Source organism: Lysobacter antibioticus, from assembly GCF_001442535.1.
In the GTDB taxonomy this organism is placed as follows: Bacteria; Pseudomonadota; Gammaproteobacteria; order Xanthomonadales; family Xanthomonadaceae; genus Lysobacter; species Lysobacter antibioticus.
The window spans coordinates 720,690-740,157 of sequence record NZ_CP013141.1 but is presented as its reverse complement, the minus strand read 5'-3'; the positions used below and the strand labels follow the sequence as shown (position 1 = coordinate 740,157).

Here is a 19,468-nt window from a genome sequence, read left to right as displayed (position 1 = left end):
CGCGGGGTGCGGAGTTCAGGCCGCCAGGCCGGTGGCCGGGTGGGTCAGATCGCCGGCGAAATCTAAACGCAGCGGCGTAAATAGCGGATGACCGTCGAGGGTGACGGTTGCGCCGTGTTCAGCCAGGCGGCCACTGGCGGCCAGTCTCATTACCGCGAGCAACAACGGGTGTTCGACCCCGAGCACGCGCTGCGCCAGGGTCTCCGGCGTATCGCCGGATTCGATCGCGACGACCGCCTGGGCGATGACCGCGCCGGCGTCGAGTTCGGGAATGACGAAGTGGACGCTGGCGCCGTGTTCGCGCTCGCCCTCGGCGAGGGCGCGGGCATGGGTGTGCAGGCCGCGGAACTTCGGCAACAGCGAGGGATGGATATTGATCGTGCGCCCGCGGAAACGCTCGACGAAGGCCGTGCCGAGGATGCGCAGATAACCCGCGCAGAGGATCCAATCGGGCCGGCAGGCGGCGACGGCATCGGCGAGATCGGCGTCGAAGGCCTCGCGGCTTGGGTAGGCCTTGGCCGAGACCGACCAGCGCATGGCCTCGGGCACGCGCTCCAGGGCGGCCGCGCCGGGCTTGTCGGAGAACACCCCGACCACTTCGGCGGCCAGCCGGCCGGCGGCGATGGCGTCGAGCACGGCCTGCAGATTGCTGCCGCGGCCCGATGCGAGGACGGCGATCCGGGGGAGCGGCTGGGACATTGCGGGCCATCAGGTCGAGACAGGCCGGCATTTTAAGCGATTCGCCGGGTGCGCGATCTGGCGGTTGGCGGGGACGGGGAGGTGGAATGTGCCAGCGCAGGCGTGCCGCAGCGATCGTCCGGAAGGGCGCTCGGCGACGGCGCGGTTGCGGCTTGCGCCGCTCCTACCTGGAAGCGGCTACTCCCGCCCCCCTCCCGCTTGAAGCGGGCGGAGGACCGCAAGAACGAGAAGGCCAGGACGGAGGCAAAGGAGCGCTGCTGCGAATGTACGAATGTCGATGAAGCCCCGGGCCATTGTGACCGGATGCGCTAAACGAGCGGGACCGATGGAGACTTTCTCCAACGCCATCGCTTCCGCTTCAGCGCCGGATCGGCAAAGCTGCCGATAGCGGCAGCCGGGAGCGGGGCGTGGGCAAGGACAGTTCGAGGCGTTGGGCTTTTGCGGTACTGACCAGTTTCCTGTTGAACACGCCGGCGGCGGCAGCGCAGGCCGACGCAAACGCGGCGTGTCGACCGTCGCAGCCGAGCGCGGCGCTGCCCGACGCGGATGAGTGCTCGCGACGCTATGGCCTGGCGCCCGGCGGCGATCGCGCGCATGCGCTCGCAGCACTGTACGAGGCCGGCGACCAGCGCTCGCGCGGCGGCGATTTCGCCGCAGCGGCCGGTGCGCTCGATTGCGCGCAGGCCGTGGCCGGCGCCGACGCCGGTTGGCAGGTCGACTACGAACTCGTGCGCCGTCGCGGCGTGCTCGATTACCGCCAGGACTGCACGGTCGAAGCCTTGGGCAAGTTCCACCAGGCGCTGCAGATCGCCAAGCGTCAGCAAGATCGCCCGGCGCAATCCAAGAGCTGGAACAACATCGGCGCCTCGCTGCGGCGGCTCGGCGACTATCGCGGCGCTTTGCAGGCATTCCTGTCGAGTCTGGAAATTCAGCGCGGTGCGCGCGAGCCGGCCTTGGGGCCGGTGCTCAACAACATCGCCGACATCTACCGCGACCTCGGCGCGACCGACAACGCCGCGCGTCACTACGATCAGGCATTGGCCGAGTTCCGTCGCGTCGACAATCCGATCGAGGCCGCCCACGTGCTGCAGAGCATGGGCGTGTTGGCTCTGGATTCGGGCGATACGCAACGCGCCGAAGGTCTGCTGGAACAAGCCTTGGCCGCGTTCGTCAAAGCCGGCGAACGCACCTACCAACTGCGCGCGCTGGCCGAACTCGGCCGCGCCGCGATCCTGCGCGGCGATCTGGCGAAGGCGCGCGATTGGACCGAACGCGGTCTCGCCCTCGCCGCCGAGGACGGCGTGCGGCCGCCGGCGCCGCTGCAATTGCAGGCCGCACGCGCGGCGCGTTTGTCCGGGCAAGCGCGTGCGGCGCAACTGCGCCTGAGCGATGCCTTGTCGAGCTTGCCGGCGCAGGACAGCGACCGGCCGGCGCTGTTGGCCGAACTCGCCGATGCCTACGAAGCCTTGGGCGAATGGCCGCGCGCGCTGGCGATCTTGCGCGAGTCCGAGGTCGCCGCGCGCACTCTGCGCGAGGCGCGTTACGACCGCGAGATGAAGTGGATGCAGGTCCGCTTCGAGACCGCCGAGCGCGACCGCACCATCGCCGCGCTCGCCGTGGAGAACGAAGTGCGCGCACTCAGTCTGCGGCAACGCACGCTGGCCTTGTGGCTTACCGCGGTGTCGGCGGTCGCGGCCTTGCTCGGCTTGATCGTGTTCTTCCTGCGCCGGCAACAGCGCGCGCGGCTCGCCGAAGCGGCGCGGCAGGCGCGCTTGGCCGAGGAAGTGGAGTACTACCGTCGCGCCGCCGCCGAACTCGGCGTCGACCGCACGCGTCTGCAGGCCGCGCTCGACAGCCGCGATGACGCGGTGCTGATCCTCGACGCCGCCGGCCAGGTGCTCGCCGCCAACCGCAGTGCCGGGCAATTGCTCGGTCATGAGGGCGAAAGCCTGCCCGGCCGAGCATTCGGCGAATTGCTCGGCGAGTCGGACGCCTCGCGCTTCGCCCAGGCGATGGAACGGCTCGACGAGTCCTCGGCCTCGCAGCGGCTCGACTTCGGCCTCAGCAGCGGCGCCTTGCGCGTGCAGCTCAGTGAAACCGGGCAGGGCGAGGGTTTGATCGTGCTCGGCCTGGACGCGCTCGGCGCCGAGCAGACCGAACGCGTCGGCCTGGAGCCGGTCGGTATCGACACGGGTGCGGTCGAAGCGCTGGCCGACGTCGAGGCCGCCTCGGCCCTGGACGCTACCGCCAACGAGGCGATGCGCTCGTCGTTCCGCCGCGCCCTGGTCGAGTTGATGCTGGCGGTGGTCGAAGCCTGGGAACGCAGTACCGGTCACGGCCGGCTGGAGCTGGCCGAGAAAAGCCGGATCTGGCGCGTCACCGTCGACGACGGCCGTTTGCGGGCGCGGGCGATGGAGCGTTATCTGAGCCTGTCGAAGCTGCCGCGCCAGCCGCGCTGGCGCGACGTGTTGCGCTCGGGCTATTACGTGCTGGCCGAGTGTCCGCTGGAAGAATCGGTGCGCAGCGAACTGCAAAAGCACGTCGATACCGTACTGACCTATACGCGACGCCACGCGCTGGTGTGAGCGAATCTCTATTCATCTAGTGCGGCATCCTGCAGGCGCACGAAACACCGGCGCGTAGCGGCGCGGTCGACAGTTGGCGCCCGGCCCAAGGGACGAATTCCCGGTTCGCGCGACTGCTCCATCCGTCATCCCCGCGAAGGCGGGGATCCGAGGCTTTATCGGGGCATCCCTCTGAAGTCTCTGGATTCCCGCCTCCGCGGGAATGACGGCGGGTGGGTTTCGCCGCTTACGAGCGATGGGTTTCGCCGTTTACAGATGGTCGGCTTCGCTGCTTACGGCCGCAGCGCCTTCGCCGCTCGGGTCAGCTTGATCGGCGTGCCGCTGAGCACTTGGCAACGCACGCACAGGCCCTGCAGGTTCGGGGTGTTCGGGCCGAAACTGTAGGCGGAGTGGTGCAGCAAGGTGTCGTTGTAGGTGGCCGGCGAAGTCACCTGGGCGATGCTGCCCGGGGCGATCTGCTCGCAGTACTGGAAGGCGCGCCGGGTCGCGACCGCCCAATGGTCGTCGACGATGCCGCAACTGCTCGGCGTGCACATGCCGCCCGGCGGCAGCCGGATACCGCCGCTGAGTTCGCGCTGTTGGAAGTCGAGCAGGTCCTGCGAGCTGAAGTTGAACGAGCCGACCACGGTCATGCGCGCGCCTTCCTGTGCGCAGGTGCCGTCGGTGTCGTGGGCGATGGCGGTCGTGCCGAGCAACGCGGCCGCGAGAATGAATGCTTTGAGTGTCGTACGCATGTCCGCCCCCTGTAGGCGAAGATCGATGGAGGCCCAGCCTAAGAACCGCGTCCAGGCCGCGTCCAAGCAATTCGGGGACCAAAGCGGGAACGAATCGGTGCGAACTTGTCGGGCGACACGATCGCGATGTGACTTTATTAGCGGTTTGTTTGTTCGTCATCGCCGCCGACCGCGAAACGTTCCCGCCGCGTCCCGATTCGGTCCCTGAACGTTCCTCGCAAATCGACGCGCGCCGACGCTAAATGACGACGTCGCCGACGCGGTGTCGGCCCGGTCAACGCCGGGCTCGTCCACTGGAAGGACGCACCGCGATCGCGTCGACAGGGCGCGTCGGCATGCGCATCGGGCACGCTCAGTCCCGTTCGCATGCCGACGCGGCCGATCCATCGGCCCGCGCAGGGGCGAGGCGGATCGGCGATGACGATGAACTTCGCGGCCCCCGCGATCGCGCGCGCACGTCCCGCGACTCCAGGCGAGTCTCACGGGCGGGAATGCAGGCAGCGATCCGGTCGGGCCGGTGATGAGGCATAGGGACATGCCGCCCGCCCCGCGTCGGCCACGGACGGTCCGGCGCGGTCGCTGGCGCTGCGCGCAACGCGCGGCGCAGGCGGGTGCGGTCGGTCCGACGGGGGAGCCAACGGGCTGGACGCAGCGGGCTATGGCGGGTCAGGCCGCCATAGCCCGCGTTTGGATCGGTGAGGGGTTCGGCGGGCGAGGGCGGGATTGGAGGGCGGAGGCCGGCGAGCGCCGCAACCGACGGCGATGCCTCAGTGCGACAGCCGCGAACGCAATTGGACGACATCCGCCTGCCAGGCGGCGTAGTCCTCGGTCTCTTCCCATAACTCGCGCAGCTCCGACTCCGGGCCGAGCACGCGGTCGATGGCGCGCAGCGCATCGGCGATGAGCGCGGTATCCGGCGAAGGCTTGCGGTGCGCGATCCAGCGGGTCAGCGTTTCCTGCTTGCGCGCCGCGGCCGAGGGGCGGCCGATCGCGGCGGCGATCAGTTCGCAGGCGGCCAACGCCGTCGAGGCTTCCGGTGCTTCCAGATAATCGTCCGCGTCGAGCGCGGCCGCGATCGTCTCGCGCACCAAGGCCAGGCTTTGGTGGTCCGACAGATCGGCCAGCCAGTCCGCCGCATCGTCGTTGTCGAACGTGCTAATGCCCCAAGCGCCCATCGATTCGCTCCTGCTGATGAAATACGCGAGCCGCCCGGGGGCGCTCGATGTGCTGCCTGGTGTTGCCTGCTGCCGACGATGCGCCCGGCTTATTCCAAGTCCGGAGCCCGGGCGATCAACGACAGCTCGTCGTGCTTGAAACCGTTCGGGTAGTGCACCAGCCCGCCGAAGTCGGTTTCGACCAGTACGCCGCGTTCGAGGTAGGACCATTCGGCTTGCGGGAACTTCGCCGAGTATTCGCCGCGGTCGATCAGGGCCACGATCGTGCCGCGATTGAGTTCGTAGGACAGGACCTGGTCGCCGATCCTGACGTCGAGTCCGTCGCTGTATCGCACCATGGCGGCTCCCATGTCGAAACCTTCCGATCAGCGTTCGCCGAACAGCGCCTTCACCGAAGGCCGGCTCAACACGATCAGGCTGAACACGCCCAGCGCGGTGCCCAGCGGCACCGACAGGCAGGAAATGCAGGCGACGACCATGCACAGCGTGCGGCTGCGGCGCTGGCCGAGGCGGCGCGCGGCGATGAAGGTCAGGCTGCCGCCGATGATCGCCACCAGGAACAGCGCCACCGCGAAGCCGATCAGAACATAGCCGCCGACCTCGTCGCCGGGTTGGCTATGCACGCTGCCGTTGAGGATCGCCGCGCCCATGAAGACGTACAGGAAGGCGACCAGCAGCGGCAGCAGATACAGCGCGGCGAACACGTAGTACAGGATGCTCAGCGTCTTGAGTTGCGAGGCGTCCTGCGGGTTTTCGACTGCCGATGCGGCTGGAACCTGATTCATGGATGGATCTCCTGGGTGGGATGGTGCGGCCGCATTCCGCGCTTGCGGCGACATGGGCGGATCAATCGCGCGCGGCGAACAGCGCCTGCACCGACGGACGCGCCAGGACGATGAAGGTGAACACGCCGAGCAAGGTGCCGAGCGGCACCGACAGACAGCTCAGGCCGGCGACGACCTGGCAGAAGCGAGCGCTGCGGCGTTCGCGCAAACGCCGCGCGGCCATGAACTGCAGCACCGCGCAGACCGCGCTGAAAACGAAGCCGGCCAGGATCATGAGCAGCGCGATCCCGGCCGCCATCGGGGTGTCGCCGGTCGAGGCGGCCGGGCCCGCCGGCTGCCGGGCCGCGATCAGGACGATGGCCCCGATGAACACAACGCCCAGCAACAGCATGAAGGCGTTGAGCCCGCCCAACACGTAATAAAGGATGCTGAGCGTATGCAACTGCGAGGCATCCGCCGCATCGGTCGCGGCGTCGGGGCTGCCGGCGGTGGTGGCTGTGGGATCGAACTCGGACATACCTTCCCCTGGTCTTGGTCGGATCTTGATCGAACACCCCGATCGCGGGCCGGCCGGCGGCGTCAGCGCCGCGCGCGCGGCCAGGCGGCGAGCGCGCCCAGTGTCGCAAGAAACATGTCGGTGTGGGCGTCCCAGACGTCGCCTTGCTGGCCGTTGTAGGACTCGGCGGCTTCCGGCGACATGGTCAGAGCGATCGCCCATTCGATCCATTCGTAGATCAGGCTGGTGCACATGATCGCGGCCACCGCGAGCACGAAGGCCTGGCGCGGCGACAGCGCCGGCCAGCGCTGGCGCAGGTACTCGCGCACCGCCGGGGCGAAGCAGACGCCGTAGAGGAAATGGATCAGCCGGTCGAAGTGGTTGCGTTCGAAGCCGAGCGCGCGATCCAGTGACCAGCCGCCGGTCAGCGACTGGATCCACTGGTCGTAGGGCACGTAGGAATACAGCCAGCGCGCGGCGATGCAGTGCGCGACCATGAAGGCGCAGATCGCGACGTAATGCCCGTCGCGCAGCGGCCAGCGGCGGTCGTGGCGCCACAGCCACAGCAGGCCGAGCACGGTCAGCACGCTGTGCATGCCCTGCTCGAACGGGCTGGTCGGGCCGATCCAGGTCAGGGCGAACACCGCCAGCACCACGGTCAGGGCGAATTTCTTGGCGACGCTCATGCGTCCTGCCGGCGTTGCGGTCATCGGGTCCGGGTTCTGCGAAGTGAGATGCATCGCACGCTACCCGAGCGCTGCAGAGAAAGAAACCGCAATGCAGTCCGCAAAAAAAACGGCGGGCCTTGGCCCGCCGTTCGGTGTGTTGCGCGTGCTCGGCTCAGCCGATGTGCACGCGCTCGCCTTCGGAGTGAGCGACGACTTCGCCGATGCGCCAATGGGCCAGGCCCAGGCGCTGCAGGTCGCGTTCGGTCGCCGCGACCGCTTCATCCGGCACCACCAGCACGAAGCCGATGCCGCAGTTGAAGGTGCGCCACATTTCCTCGCGCGGCACCGCGCCTTCGCGCTGCAGCCAGTCGAACACCGGCGGCAGGGTCCAGGTGGCGGTGCGGATGTCGAGGCCCAGGCCGTCGGGGATCACGCGGATGATGTTCTCGGTCAGGCCGCCGCCGGTGATGTGGGCCATGGCGTGGATCCGGTGCTCGCCGCCGTTGGCGCGCAGCAGTTCCAGCACCGGCTTGACGTACAGCGCGGTGGGTTCCATCAGCGCATCGATCAGGCGCACGCCGCCGACGGCGACGTCGCCGGGGCGGCCGGCGCGATCGAAGATGCGGCGGATCAGCGAATACCCGTTGGAGTGCGGGCCGCTCGAGGCGATGCCGATCAGCACGTCGCCGCGGCGCACGCGCGCGCCGTCGAGCAACTGCGACTTCTCGACCGCGCCGACGGTGAAGCCGGCCAGGTCGTATTCGCCCGGCGGATACATGTCGGGCATTTCCGCGGTCTCGCCGCCGATCAGCGCGCAACCGGCCAGTTCGCAGCCCTTGGCGATGCCGCCGACCACGGCCACGGTGGTGTCGACATCGAGCTTGCCGGTGGCGAAGTAATCGAGGAAGAACAGCGGCTCGGCGCCCTGCACCAGCACGTCGTTGACGCACATGCCGACCAGGTCGATGCCGATGGTGTCGTGGCGGTTGAGCTGCTGGGCGAGCTTGAGCTTGGTGCCGACGCCGTCGGTGCCCGAGACCAGGACCGGCTCGCGGTACTTGCCGGACAGATCGAACAAGGCGCCGAAGCCACCCAGGCCGCCCATCACCTCGGGCCGGAAGCTGCGCTTGACCAAGGGCTTGATGCGTTCGACGACCTGATTGCCGGCGTCGATGTCGACGCCCGCGTCGCGGTAGGTCAGCGGCTTGGGGGAGGTGTCGGAAGGAGATGCGGTCACGGCGGCCCCGGCGGTCGCGGAAGGAAACGTGGGATTTTAGCAGCCATGGGGCGTCCGAACCGGTTTGACCTGCAGCCGCCGCGCGCCAAGGCTGCGAGGGGGCTCCGGCGGCGTTGCCTGAACCGGTCCGTTCAGGCGCGCGAATGGACGTGCAGGCGCCACTACGGCAACATTTCGGACCTTGAGCACCGTCGGCGGAGCGCACCCGCGACCGCCGGACCGAAGCAGGAGGCGAGGGTGGGCGAGGGCACGGCCTTCGCCCGCGGTGGTGGGCCAGCGCTGCGATGCCTGGCCCGCAGCCCGGCTCGCGCCTGCAACGGCGAGCGGGACGCCGGTTTTTCTACATACAGTTAAGGATGGCGATGGTTCGGGCAATCCGGAGTTTTGTGGTCGCAGCGCTGATGCTGGCGAGCTTTGCCGCCGCCGCGCAGCGCGTCGAGGGCGACCGCGCCGAGGCGGCGGGCCCGTTCTCGGCCGAGGTCCAGGTCAACGGCCAGGGCGAAGCCGAGCGCAACGGTGCCATGGCGCGTGCCCTGGCCCAGGTGCTGGGCAAGATGTCCGGCGACCGCGCCGCGGCCAGCCGGCCGGGCGTCGGCCAGGAGCTGCGCCGGGCCAAGGACTACGTCACCGGCTACGACTACCGCCAGGACGAGGGCGTGTCGCGCTCGACCGGCGCGCCGACCTTCCAGACCACCCTGGTGGTCAATTTCGACCAGGCCAAGGTCGAAACCCTGGCCTCGACCCTCGGCCTGCCGATCTGGCCGCAGCCGCGTCCCAAGCCGGTGCTGTGGATGGCGATCGACGACGGCAGCGGCCCGCGTCTGGTCGGCCTGCCCCAGGTCAATGCCGCCCGTTCGGCGCTGAACCGCGCGATCGACCGCGGCTACCGCCTTGGCCTGCCGAGCGGCAACGCCGCCGAACAGGCCAGCGTCGGCGCCATCTGGCGCGGCGACGCCGCGGCGGTGGCCCGCGCTTCGGCGCGCTACAGCCCGCCGATGCAGCTGATCGGCAAGGTTTACCGGGTCAAGACCGGCGGCTGGAAGGGCGACTGGACCTTCGTCGACGGCGGCAAGGTGCTGGGCAGCTGGTCCAACACCGATCCCGATGCGCGCAAGGTCATGGCCGGCGGCGCCGACGGCGCGGCCGACGCGCTGATGAAGCGCTACGCCAAGCGCAGCGCGGCCGGTCCGGCCGGCGTCTACCGGGTGGTGTTCACCAACCTGCACAGCGCCGACGACTACATCCGCCTGTCCGGCTACCTGCAGGGGCTGGCGGTGATCCGCAAGATGACTCCGGTGCGCGCCACGCCCGACAGCGTCGAGTTCGATCTCGACCTGATCTCCGGCCTGTCCGGCCTCAAGCGCATGGCCGATAGCGGCGACACCCTCGAAGCACTGGAAGGCCTCGAAGGCCAGCCGCCCGTGTACCGGCTGCGCTGACATGGAACGCGCCCCGTTGGAAGACATCGCCCTGTTCCTGCGCCGCCTGCAATGGACGGCGCTCGGCGTCGGCGCATGTTGGTTGTTGTGGGTGCTCGCGCCGGTGCTGACGCCGTTCGTGATCGCGGCCATGCTCGGTTGGCTCGGCGACCCCTGGGTCGACCGGCTCGAACGCACCGGCCGCTCGCGCAACGTCGCCGTGTCGCTGGTGTTCGGCCTGATGGCGTTGCTGGTGATCCTGGTGCTGGTGCTGCTGGTGCCGCTGATCGAACGCCAGATCTCGACCTTGATCGTGTCGTTGCCGCGCTACCGCGAGTGGTTCACCGCCACCGCGATTCCGTGGCTGGAACAGCGCAGCGGCTTCGAGATCAGCAGTTGGCTCGACCTCAACCACCTGATCGAGCTGGTGCGCAGCAACTGGGAGCGCGCCGGCGGCGTCGCCACCACGTTGCTCGGCTATCTGTCGCGTTCGGGCTTCGCGATCATGGGCCTGATCGCCAACATCGCCCTGTTGCCGGTGCTGACCTTCTTCTTCCTGCGCGACTGGGACGTCCTGGTCGAGCGCGTCGCCTCGCTGATCCCGCGCGACCACCTCGCCACCGCGAGCCGCCTGGCCAAGGAGTCCAGCGACGTGCTCGGCGCGTTCCTGCGCGGCCAGTTCCTGGTGATGCTGGCGCTCGGCGTGATGTACGGGCTCGGCCTGTGGGCGGTCGGCCTGGACCTGGGCATCCTGATCGGCATCATCGCCGGCCTGCTGACCTTCGTTCCGTATCTCGGCCCGGCCAGCGGCATCATCCTCGGCGTGATCGCCGCGCTGGTGCAGTACGGCGACTGGAAATACGTGGCCGGCGTGCTGGCGGTGTTCGGCGTCGGCCAGGTGGTCGAAAGCTATTGGCTGACGCCCAAGCTAGTCGGCGATCGCATCGGCCTGCACCCGGTCGCGGTGATCTTCGCCGTGCTCGCCGGCGGCACCCTGTTCGGCTTCCTCGGCATGCTGCTGGCCTTGCCGGTCGCCGCCGTCGCCAACGTGCTGTTGCGTTACGCGCAGGAGCGTTACACCCATAGCCGCCTGTATGCGGGCGATCACCCGACCATCCTGCTCGACCCGGCGATCGTGCCGGTCGTGCCGAAGGCCGCGGCCGAGCCCGCGGCGAACAACAACGCGGAGCAAGCCGACCGCGCGGAGCGCGAAACGCAGTGAGCGTCCCGCAGTTGCCGCTGGCCCTGCGCTATCCGCCGGACCAGCGTTTGGATACCTATGTCGACGCGCCCGAAGGCGCGATCGCGCAGTTGCGCGCCCTGGCCACGCAGACCCAGGAGACCGCCGGCTATATCGACCCGACCGGCGCCGATTGGGTATATCTGGCCGGCCCGGCCGGGGTGGGCAAGACCCACCTGCTGCTGGGCGCCTGCGCCGCCGCCGAATCGGCCGGCCGTCGCGCCGCCTATCTGCCCTTGATGGCGGCCGCCGGGCGCCTGCGCGATGCGCTGTACGCCCTCGAAGGCAACGACCTGCTGGCGCTGGACGGCATCGAGGCGATCGCCGGCGATCGCGACGACGAGATCGCCTTGTTCGACACCCACAACCGCGCGCGCGCCGCCGGTGCCTCGTTGATCTATGCCGCGCGCGACAACCCCGACGAACTCCCCTTGAGCCTGCCCGACCTGCGCTCGCGCCTGTCGCAGTGCACCCGCATCGTGCTGACCCCGCTCGACGACGCCGGCCGCGGCGAAGTGCTGCGCCAACGCGCCCAGCGCCGCGGCCTGGCCCTGGACGAAGCCGCGCTGGATTGGCTGCTCAAGCGAGTCGACCGCGACCTGGGCGGCCTGACCGCCCTGCTCGACAAACTCGACCGCGCCTCGCTCGCCGCGCAGCGGCGAATCACCGTGCCGTTCTTGCGGCAGACCTTGGGCGCCGAATAGGGCGCTGCCTTGGGTTGGGCGCGGCTGGCGATGATTTCCGACTCGCTCCGGCCCGATTCGCTCCGATCCGGGAACCCACTGTCGGTTGCGGTTTCGTTTGAATCACATGCGAAGTTGCATCGCGACTGAGCGCGCGTGTTTTGCTTTGCGTCTGCGTCTGCGTCTGCGTCTGCGTCTGCGTCTGCGTCTGCGGTTAGCTTGCTGTTGCTGTTGCTGTGCGTCGCTTGGCACTCGCGAAGGCAACAGAAGACCCGAAGGGCGGCCCGCAGGGATGCGGGCCGTTTTTCATCGGGACAAGGATGTCCCGTATGAAAAATCCCTGCGTATGCATCGCTCGTGCGGGCTTGTGATTCAAAAAGAAGCATTTTTCTTTGGTTACCTTTCTTTTGTTGCTTATGACAAAAGAAAGTAACCCGCCGCTTTAGTGGCGGAAGCTTTTGGCGTTTGATCCTGATCTTGCTTGGTTGATTCGCCGCAAGACCGAAACCACGCGGTCGCGGCTTGCGCCGCTCCTACCCTGACGGGCTGCTGCCGGCATCGACGCGAGATGGTTGCAACCACCGCTAAGGCGCCGGCCGCATCGCCGACGCCGGCATACGGCCGCCAGACACGGCTCAACCCAACAACGCCTCGTACAACGCCCGATCCGCGCCGGAGAAACAACAAAACACCGCCTCCTCGATCGTCGCATCGGCATGCGCCCGCACCGTGTCGATGGCGATTCGCGCGGCCGCATCGGCCGGGTAGCCGAAGATGCCGGTGCTGATGCAGGGAAAGGCGACGCTCGCCAACCCATGCCGCGCCGCCACCGCCAGCGAATTGCGATAACACGCGGCCAATAGCTCGGGCTCGCCGTGCTCGCCGCCGCGCCAGACCGGGCCGACGGTGTGGATGATGTGACGTGCCGGCAATCGATAACCGCGGGTGAGTTTGGCTTCGCCGGTCTTGCAGCCGCCCAGCAGCCGGCATTCGGACACCAGCTCCGGGCCGGCCGCGCGATGGATCGCACCGTCGACGCCGCCACCGCCGAGCAAAGAGGAGTTGGCGGCGTTGACGATCGCGTCGACGCTCAGGCGGGTGATGTCGCCCTGGATCGCCTGCAGCCGCATGGCTTCAAGCCTGGGCCGGCCAGTCGATGAACTCCGGCGCGACCGCGTCGGTCAGCCACACGCCGTTTTCGGATTGGAAGAAGCTCAGGCCGCGTGCGTGCATATCGCCGGCGCGAATCGACAGCACCAGGGCCTTGCCGTGGCGGCTGCCGACCTTGGTCGCGGTGTCCGGGTCGGACGACAGATGCACGTGCTGGCGGCTTTGCTTGACCAGACCAATGTTTCGGATCGACTTGGCGAAGCGGGTCGCGGTGCCGTGGTAGAGGACCGCCGGCGGCTCCAGCGCGGTCAGCGCCAGGTCGACCTCGATCGAGTGCCCCTGGTTGGCGCGGATGCGGGTGCCGTCGGCGCTGATCGCGAAGCGCTGCTTGTCGTTGTCGCGCACGACTTCGTCGATCAGCGCGCGCGTCACCGGCTTGCCGCCGGCATTGGCCAGGCGGATCAGTTCGTCGATGTCGGCCCAGCCGTTGTCGTCCAGGCTCAGGCCGATGGCTTCGGGTTCGTGGCGCAGCACCAGGCTGAGGAACTTGCTGGTCTTGGTGAGGTGTACGGCGGTCATGGGATTCCAGTTCGCAGGGATGAGTGGCTGCGGTGGTTCAGGCCGCGCGGTAAGTTCGGGTGGTGCGTTCAGTAGTGCGCCGCCGCGGTCAGCGCGGCGTCGAGTTGCTGCAGTCGTTCCGGTGTGCCGACGTCGGTCCAGCGGCCGCCGTGATGCGATCCGCTCAAGCGGCCGGCCTCGGCGGCGGCACGCAGCAGCGGCACGGTGCTGAAACGCGGCGGCTGCAGTTGCGCGCCGGCGGCATCGCCGAGTCGCGCGCGCCAATCGTCGAACAAAGACGAACGATACAGGCCGATGCCGGAATAGGTCAGGCGCGGTTCGCCGTGGTTGTGCAGGCGTCCGTCGTCGAGGCGGAAATCGCCATGCGGATGCTGCGGCGGATTATCGACCAGCAACAGATGCGCATCGCCGTCGAATTCGCGCGGCAATGCGGCGAAGTCGTAGTCGGTCCAGATGTCGCCGTTGGCGACCAGGAACGGCGCTTGCGGGCTGGTGTTTTCCTGCAGCAGCGACAACGCATGCAGCATGCCGCCGCCGGTTTCCAGCGGGGTCTGCCCTTCGTAGGAATAGCGCAGGCGCAGGCCCCAGCGTGCGCCGTCGCCGAGTGTCTCGGGGAACTGCGGCGCGAGCCAGCTGGTGTTGACCACGACCTCGTCGATGCCGAGCGCGGCGAATTTTTCCAGGTGCCATTCGATCAGGCGCTTGCCGCCCGCGCTCAACAAAGGCTTGGGTGTGTGCAGGGTCAGCGGGCGCATGCGCTCGCCGAGACCGGCGGCGAAGATCAGCGCCTTCATGCCGGGTCGGCCGCAGTGAGGGCCGGGCGCACGTAGCGTTCGACGATGTCGGCCAGCGGCGCGAGTTCCGGGTAACGCGACAGGACCACGTCGAGGTAGCCGAGGAAGCGCGGCGCGTCGGCCAGGTACTTCGGCTTGCCGTCGCGATGGTGCAGGCGCGCGAACAGGCCGAGGATCTTGATATGGCGCTGCAGGCCGGCGAAGTCGGCGTCGCGGCGGAACCGCGCGAACTCCGGCAGCGGGATGCCGGCGGCGGTGGCGCGCGCGTGATAGCGCGCGAGCCAGGCCTCGACGCGCGCTTCCGGCCAACTCAGGAAGGCGTCGCGGAACAGGCTGATCGGGTCGTAGGCGATCGGCCCGCGCAGCGCACCCTGGAAATCGATCACCGCCACCCCGCCGGGCACCGGCATCAGGTTGCGCGGCATGAAATCGCGGTGCACGAAGATCTGAGTCTGGGCGAGCACGTTGTCGAGGATGCGGCGATAAGCCAGGTCGAGCTGTTCCAGGTCCTCGCAGCTCAACTCGATGCCGAGATGGCGGCCGAGGAACCATTCGTCGAACAGACGCAGTTCGCGGGCGAGGAAGGCCTCGTCGTAAGGCGGCAAGTCGTCGGGGCAGGGCAGGGCCTGGATCTTCAGCAACTCAGTGAAGGCGTCGTCGAACAGCGCGTCGGCGTTGTTCTCGTCGATCACCTGCAGATAAGTGTCGCGGCCGAGGTCTTCGAGCAGCAGGAAACCGTGTTCGAGATCCTGGGCCCGTACCTCCGGCACGCGCACGCCGCCAGCGAGCAGGACCTCGCGCATGCGCAGCCAAGGGCGCGCGTCCTCGAGCTCGGGCGGGGAGTCCATGACGATGACGGTGCCCGATGCGGCGCCGTCGGCGGCGGTGGTGGCGCCGCGCCAGTAGCTGCGGAAACCGGCGTCGAACGAAGCGCGTACGAGTTCGAGGCGGTCGTCGCCGGTCGCGGCGCGGGCCCACTCCAGGCGGGCGAGGTCGCGATCGGTAGGGTGGGACTGGGTCATGCCTGCTCCGCGCGGCGGGTGCCGCAAGCGCACAGGGTAAACGTCCGCGGTCCGGGGGTGAATCCGTGTGGCCTTCCATTACCAGCGGCGGCACAGCCGACCGCGCAGCTTCAAGCCCCTCTTCGCTGCTGGCGACCGCAGGAAGTGCAGAGCAGGGAGGGGCTGAGGGCTCCGGCCTCGTCGCCGCACCATCCCACAAAGATGTAGGGCGAAGCCCACGCCGCCGTCTTCCGGATGCAGTCGCCACCGCTGCTTCCGGCGTCTCGCCGTCGTGAGCCCCGCCCTACGGGTGCCCGGTTACCGCTAATGCTCGTTACTGAATAGAAGAAGCGCGGGGCGGGGCCGGCGCGAAAGCCGATCCCGACGCGGCGGCACGTGCGCGCCAGAGGGCCGCGCTCGGCTCCGCCCCGCCTGTTGCTCAAGCCGCGACCGACTCCTCCCGATCCAGGGAAGCCAGCCACTCGTCGTCGGACCCTTCGGCCACGCCTTCGAACAAGAAGGTCGACAGATAACGCTCGCCGGTGTCCGGCAGCATCGCCAGCAGCACCGAACCTTCCGGCGCCTGTTCGGCGACCTGCAGGGCGGCGGCGACGGTCGCGCCGGCGGAGATGCCGACGAATACGCCTTCCTCGGCGGCCAGACGGCGCGCGGTGTCGCGCGCGACAACATCGTCGACCGGACGGATTTCGTCGGCGATGCCGCGATCGAGCACGCCCGGTACGAAGTCCGGGGTCCAGCCCTGGATCTTGTGCGGCTGCCAGGCGTTGCCGCTCAACAGCGAGGCGCCGGCGGGCTCGGAGGTGACGATCTTCAGGTCGGGGCGCGCCAGCTTCAGCACCTGGCCGGCGCCGCTGAGGGTGCCGCCGGTGCCCCAGCCGGTGACGAAATAGTCGAGCCGCTTGCCGGCGAAGTCGCGCAGGATTTCCGGGCCGGTGGTGTTGCGGTGGTAGGCCGGGTTGGCCGGGTTGTCGAACTGGCGGGCGAGGAACCAGCCGTGTTTCTCGGCCAGTTCGGCGGCCTTGCGGACCATGCCGGTGCCGCGCTCGGCGGCCGGGGTCAGGACCACTTTCGCGCCATACGCGCGCATCAGCTTGCGGCGCTCGATCGAGAAGGTTTCGGTCATCACCGCCACGAACGGATAGCCGCGCGCGGCGGCGACCATCGCCAGGGCGATGCCGGTATTGCCCGAGGTCGCCTCGACGATGGTCTGGCCCGGCTTCAACGCGCCGCTGCGCTCGGCGTCGAGCACGATCGCCAGCGCGAGACGATCCTTGACCGAACCCCCGGGGTTGAAGGATTCGACCTTCGCATACAGCGTCACGTGCTTCGGCGCGATGCGGTGCAGTTTGACGATCGGCGTGTTGCCGATGGTGTCGAGGATGTTGTCGTACAGGGGCATGAGGAGTTCCCGTGGCGTGGGTGCGAATGAGGGGCGGTCAGGCGGCTACGGCGTAGCTTTCGGCCGGCACCGGCGCCGGCATCTCAGTCAGCGGCGCCTCGCCGAACCAGTGCAGGCGTTCGGCCAGCGCCGCGACTTCGCCGACGATCAGCAAGGCCGGCGACTGCACGCGGTGCGATTGCGCGCGTTCGGCCAATTCGGCCAGCGTGCCGGTGACCACGCGCTGTTCCGGGCGCGAGCCGTTTTCGATCAGGGCGAATGGCGTGCTGGCGGCGCGGCCGTGTTCGATCAGTTTGTCGCGCAATACGTCGAGCCCGGACACGCCCATGTAGACCGCGAGCGTCTGTTTTTCCTGGGCGAGCGCGCGCCAGTCGAGGCCGTCGTTGGCGTCCTTGAGGTGGGCAGTGACCAGGCGCAGCGACTGCGCATGCTCGCGATGGGTCAGCGGAATGCCGGCGTAAGCGCCGCAGGCCAGCGCGGCGGTGATGCCGGGCACGACTTCGAAGGCGATGCCGTGATCGCGCAGCACTTCGAGTTCTTCGCCGCCGCGTCCGAACACGAACGGGTCGCCGCCTTTGAGCCGCACCACGCGCTTGCCGGCGCGGGCGTGCTCGAGCATCAGATCGTGGATGCGTTCCTGGGTGCTGTGATGGTTCGCCGGCGACAGCGTGCCGGCGAGCGGCTTGCCGACGTCGATCAGCTCGGCGTCGCGGCGCGCCAGTTGCAGCACCTGCGGGCTGACCAGGCGATCGTGCAGGATCACGTCGGCCTCGTTGAGCACGCGCAGGCCGCGCAGGGTCAGCAGGCCCGGATCGCCGGGGCCGGCGCCGACCAGGGCGACCGAACCGGTTTGCGCGGCGGCCGGGTCGGATTCGACCAGCGCGGCGCCGAATGCGCGTTGCGCTTGTTCGCCGCGGCCCTGGCGCAGCAGCGAGGGAATCGGGCCCGACAGCACGCGGTCGAAGAAGCGACGGCGCGCACCGAGTTCGGGATAGTGCTTGCGGATGCGCTCGCGTTCGCGCGACAGCAGCTGCGCGAGTGCGCCGAGCGATTCGTCGAGTTGGGTTTCCAGAGTTTCGCGCAGATGGCGCGACAGCATCGGCACGCCGCCGCCGCTGGAGATCGCGATCTGCACCGGGCCGCGGACCACGCGCGCCGGGACGTGGAAGCTGGAGGCCTCGACATCGTCGACGACGTTGACCCAGACCCGGCGCGCTTCGCCGGCTTCGGCGACGGCGCGGTTGACCCCGGCATCGTCGGTGGCGGCGATCGCCAACCAGGCGCCGTCCAGCCACTGCGCGACGAACGGCCCCGGCACGTGTTCGATGCGGCCCTCGGCGACCCAGGCCGCCAGGGCCGGGGCCAGTTCGGGTGCGCCGACCCGGACCCGCGCCCCGGCTTCGAGCAGCGCCGCGGCCTTGCGCAGCGCCACCGTCCCGCCACCGACTACGAGCACGGTGCGTCCGCGCAGGTCGGCAAACACAGGGAACAGGGGGCTGGTCATGGCGGCGGGGCGACGATCCGGGGACGATGGGACGACCCTACGGCGCCCGGACCGGGGCCGGAAATGACGTCGCCGCCTTTGCACATGCCGTCACGGCATGAGGCCCGGCCAGGCCGCCCAGGGGGCTGGACAAGGCGACCATACGCCGAATACGCTATAAATCGTTATATCCGAATAGAGAGATAAAGACGTGGGCGCGATCCGCAAACGAATGTCCCGGCCGCACGACCCGGTCCGCCACGGCGCGGGCTGTTGTCGTCGCCTGTGCCGACATTCCGCCGCCGATCTCCCTCTTTTACGGATAGCCACGCCATGACCCTGACCCAGCTCCGCTACCTGGTCGCCATCGCCGACTCGGGCCTCAACATCACCCTGGCCGCCGAGCGCGTCCACGCGACCCAGCCGGGTTTGTCCAAGCAGCTCAAGCAGCTCGAAGACGAACTGGGTTTTTTATTGTTCGTGCGCAAGGGCCGCAGCCTGGAAGCGATCGCGCCGGCCGGCGAGCGCGTGCTCGAGCACGCGCGCCGCATTCTCGAAGAAGCCAGCAACATCCGCGCCTACGCCGCCAACGAGCGCGGCCAGCACGCCGGCCGCCTGGTGCTGTCGACCACCCACACCCAGGCGCGTTACGTGTTGCCGCCGGTGATCGCCCAGGTCAAGCGCGATTTCCCGCAGGTCAGCGTGCATTTGCAGGCGGCCGCCGACGGCGAAGTGCTGTCGCACCTGTCGCACGGCAACGCCGACCTGGCGGTGATCAGCACTGCAGGCGCCGCGCCCGAGGGTGGGCTGGCCGTGCCGCTGTTCCGTTGGCGCCGAGTGGTGCTGGTGCCGCGCACGCACGCGCTGGCCAAGCTCGATCGCGCGCCGACTTTGGCCGAACTGGCCGCGCATCCGTTGATCAGCTACGAATCCTCGACCCGCCCGGAATCCTCGCTGCGCCGCGCCTTCACCGCCGGCGGCCAGGAGCCGCAATTGGCGATGACCGCGCGCGACGCCGACCTGATCAAGACTTATGTGCGCGCCGGCCTCGGCGTCGGCGTGTTGGCCGAGATGGCGGTGACCTCGCGCGACGACGACCTGAAGGCGCTGATCGCGCCCGAGGCGTTCCCGGAGTGCATCACCTGGGCGGTGATTCCGCGAGCGCGGGTGTTGCGCGATTACGCGCTGGAGCTGTTGCACGGCCTTGCGCCGCAGATCGACCGCCGCGACCTGCGCCGCGTGCTCGAAGGCAACCTGGAACCGCAGTGGCCGAAGGCCCCGACCTGGACCGAGCTGACGCAGCCGATCAGCTCGTAAGCGGTCTGCGAGTCGTTCGACGAGTCGTTGCCGAGCTTCGGCCG

19 protein-coding genes are annotated in these 19,468 nt (G+C 68.9%); 5 read left to right on the top strand and 14 right to left on the bottom strand.

The annotated features are described in order from the left end of the window. Positions 1–15 precede the first annotated feature (15 nt). Positions 16–699, bottom strand: a complete 684-nt coding sequence (purN, locus tag GLA29479_RS03020) for a phosphoribosylglycinamide formyltransferase (RefSeq protein WP_057970740.1) — start codon at positions 697–699, stop codon at positions 16–18. Positions 700–1,106: 407 nt separating this feature from the next. Between purN and GLA29479_RS03015 the strand changes: the two genes are divergently transcribed. Further along, a complete protein-coding gene (locus GLA29479_RS03015) occupies positions 1,107–3,284 on the top strand; it encodes a tetratricopeptide repeat protein (protein ID WP_057970739.1) in 2,178 nt (725 codons plus the stop codon). Between the two features lie 272 nt (positions 3,285–3,556). On the opposite strand, the gene GLA29479_RS03010 is transcribed toward GLA29479_RS03015, so the two are convergent. The 7 genes from GLA29479_RS03010 to purM form a co-directional block, all read right to left on the bottom strand. Beyond that, positions 3,557–4,018 (bottom strand): hypothetical protein, encoded by a 462-nt coding sequence (locus GLA29479_RS03010; protein WP_057970738.1) that lies wholly within the window; start codon positions 4,016–4,018, stop codon positions 3,557–3,559. Between the two features lie 767 nt (positions 4,019–4,785). Then, positions 4,786–5,193, bottom strand: a complete 408-nt coding sequence (locus GLA29479_RS03005) for a DUF4259 domain-containing protein (RefSeq protein ID WP_057917253.1) — start codon at positions 5,191–5,193, stop codon at positions 4,786–4,788. An 89-nt stretch (positions 5,194–5,282) separates the two neighbouring features. Beyond that, positions 5,283–5,543, bottom strand: coding sequence for a hypothetical protein (locus GLA29479_RS25150; RefSeq protein WP_169795605.1), 261 nt, complete (start codon positions 5,541–5,543; stop codon positions 5,283–5,285). A 15-nt stretch (positions 5,544–5,558) separates the two neighbouring features. Then, positions 5,559–5,978, bottom strand: a complete 420-nt coding sequence (locus tag GLA29479_RS02995; RefSeq protein ID WP_057970736.1) for a hypothetical protein — start codon at positions 5,976–5,978, stop codon at positions 5,559–5,561. Positions 5,979–6,039: 61 nt separating this feature from the next. Further along, positions 6,040–6,495, bottom strand: coding sequence for a hypothetical protein (locus GLA29479_RS02990; protein ID WP_057970735.1), 456 nt, complete (start codon positions 6,493–6,495; stop codon positions 6,040–6,042). 62 nt (positions 6,496–6,557) lie between these two features. Then, positions 6,558–7,160 carry a DUF2238 domain-containing protein gene (locus tag GLA29479_RS02985; RefSeq protein ID WP_057917257.1) on the bottom strand — a complete coding sequence of 201 codons (603 nt, stop codon included), beginning with the start codon at positions 7,158–7,160 and terminating at the stop codon, positions 6,558–6,560. A gap of 154 nt (positions 7,161–7,314) precedes the next feature. Next, positions 7,315–8,343, bottom strand: coding sequence for a phosphoribosylformylglycinamidine cyclo-ligase (gene purM, locus GLA29479_RS02980; protein ID WP_057973044.1), 1,029 nt, complete (start codon positions 8,341–8,343; stop codon positions 7,315–7,317). Between the two features lie 392 nt (positions 8,344–8,735). On the opposite strand from purM, the gene GLA29479_RS02975 reads away from it, so the two are divergent. From GLA29479_RS02975 to hda, 3 genes are read left to right on the top strand one after another with little or no spacing between them, the layout of a single operon-like run. Continuing rightward, positions 8,736–9,818 (top strand): DUF2066 domain-containing protein, encoded by a 1,083-nt coding sequence (locus tag GLA29479_RS02975; RefSeq protein ID WP_057970734.1) that lies wholly within the window; start codon positions 8,736–8,738, stop codon positions 9,816–9,818. A 1-nt stretch (position 9,819) separates the two neighbouring features. Continuing rightward, the gene (locus tag GLA29479_RS02970; RefSeq protein WP_057970733.1) at positions 9,820–11,019 is read left to right on the top strand and encodes an AI-2E family transporter; all 1,200 of its coding nucleotides are present in this window, start codon (positions 9,820–9,822) and stop codon (positions 11,017–11,019) included. Continuing rightward, positions 11,016–11,741 carry a DnaA regulatory inactivator Hda gene (gene hda / locus GLA29479_RS02965; protein WP_057970732.1) on the top strand — a complete coding sequence of 242 codons (726 nt, stop codon included), beginning with the start codon at positions 11,016–11,018 and terminating at the stop codon, positions 11,739–11,741. The genes GLA29479_RS02970 and hda overlap by 4 nt, the downstream gene beginning before the upstream one ends. A gap of 614 nt (positions 11,742–12,355) precedes the next feature. On the opposite strand, the gene GLA29479_RS02960 is transcribed toward hda, so the two are convergent. From GLA29479_RS02960 to cysG, 6 genes are all read right to left on the bottom strand, one after another. Beyond that, the gene (locus GLA29479_RS02960; RefSeq protein WP_057970731.1) at positions 12,356–12,850 is read right to left on the bottom strand and encodes an O-acetyl-ADP-ribose deacetylase; all 495 of its coding nucleotides are present in this window, start codon (positions 12,848–12,850) and stop codon (positions 12,356–12,358) included. A gap of 4 nt (positions 12,851–12,854) precedes the next feature. Then, on the bottom strand, positions 12,855–13,409 hold the full coding sequence (locus tag GLA29479_RS02955) for an RNA 2'-phosphotransferase (RefSeq protein WP_057970730.1): 555 nt from the start codon (positions 13,407–13,409) through the stop codon (positions 12,855–12,857). 68 nt (positions 13,410–13,477) lie between these two features. After that, positions 13,478–14,203: an N-acetylmuramate alpha-1-phosphate uridylyltransferase MurU gene (gene murU / locus GLA29479_RS02950; RefSeq protein ID WP_057970729.1), complete on the bottom strand. Its 726-nt coding sequence runs from the start codon at positions 14,201–14,203 to the stop codon at positions 13,478–13,480. Then, positions 14,200–15,225 (bottom strand): aminoglycoside phosphotransferase family protein, encoded by a 1,026-nt coding sequence (locus GLA29479_RS02945; RefSeq protein ID WP_057970728.1) that lies wholly within the window; start codon positions 15,223–15,225, stop codon positions 14,200–14,202. The genes murU and GLA29479_RS02945 overlap by 4 nt, the downstream gene beginning before the upstream one ends. Before the next feature lie 418 nt (positions 15,226–15,643). Beyond that, the gene (gene cysK / locus GLA29479_RS02940) at positions 15,644–16,624 is read right to left on the bottom strand and encodes a cysteine synthase A (protein WP_057970727.1); all 981 of its coding nucleotides are present in this window, start codon (positions 16,622–16,624) and stop codon (positions 15,644–15,646) included. A gap of 37 nt (positions 16,625–16,661) precedes the next feature. Beyond that, positions 16,662–18,128: a siroheme synthase CysG gene (gene cysG / locus GLA29479_RS02935; protein ID WP_057917266.1), complete on the bottom strand. Its 1,467-nt coding sequence runs from the start codon at positions 18,126–18,128 to the stop codon at positions 16,662–16,664. A gap of 312 nt (positions 18,129–18,440) precedes the next feature. On the opposite strand from cysG, the gene GLA29479_RS02930 reads away from it, so the two are divergent. Further along, positions 18,441–19,424, top strand: coding sequence for a LysR family transcriptional regulator (locus tag GLA29479_RS02930; RefSeq protein WP_057917267.1), 984 nt, complete (start codon positions 18,441–18,443; stop codon positions 19,422–19,424). Positions 19,425–19,468 lie beyond the last annotated feature (44 nt).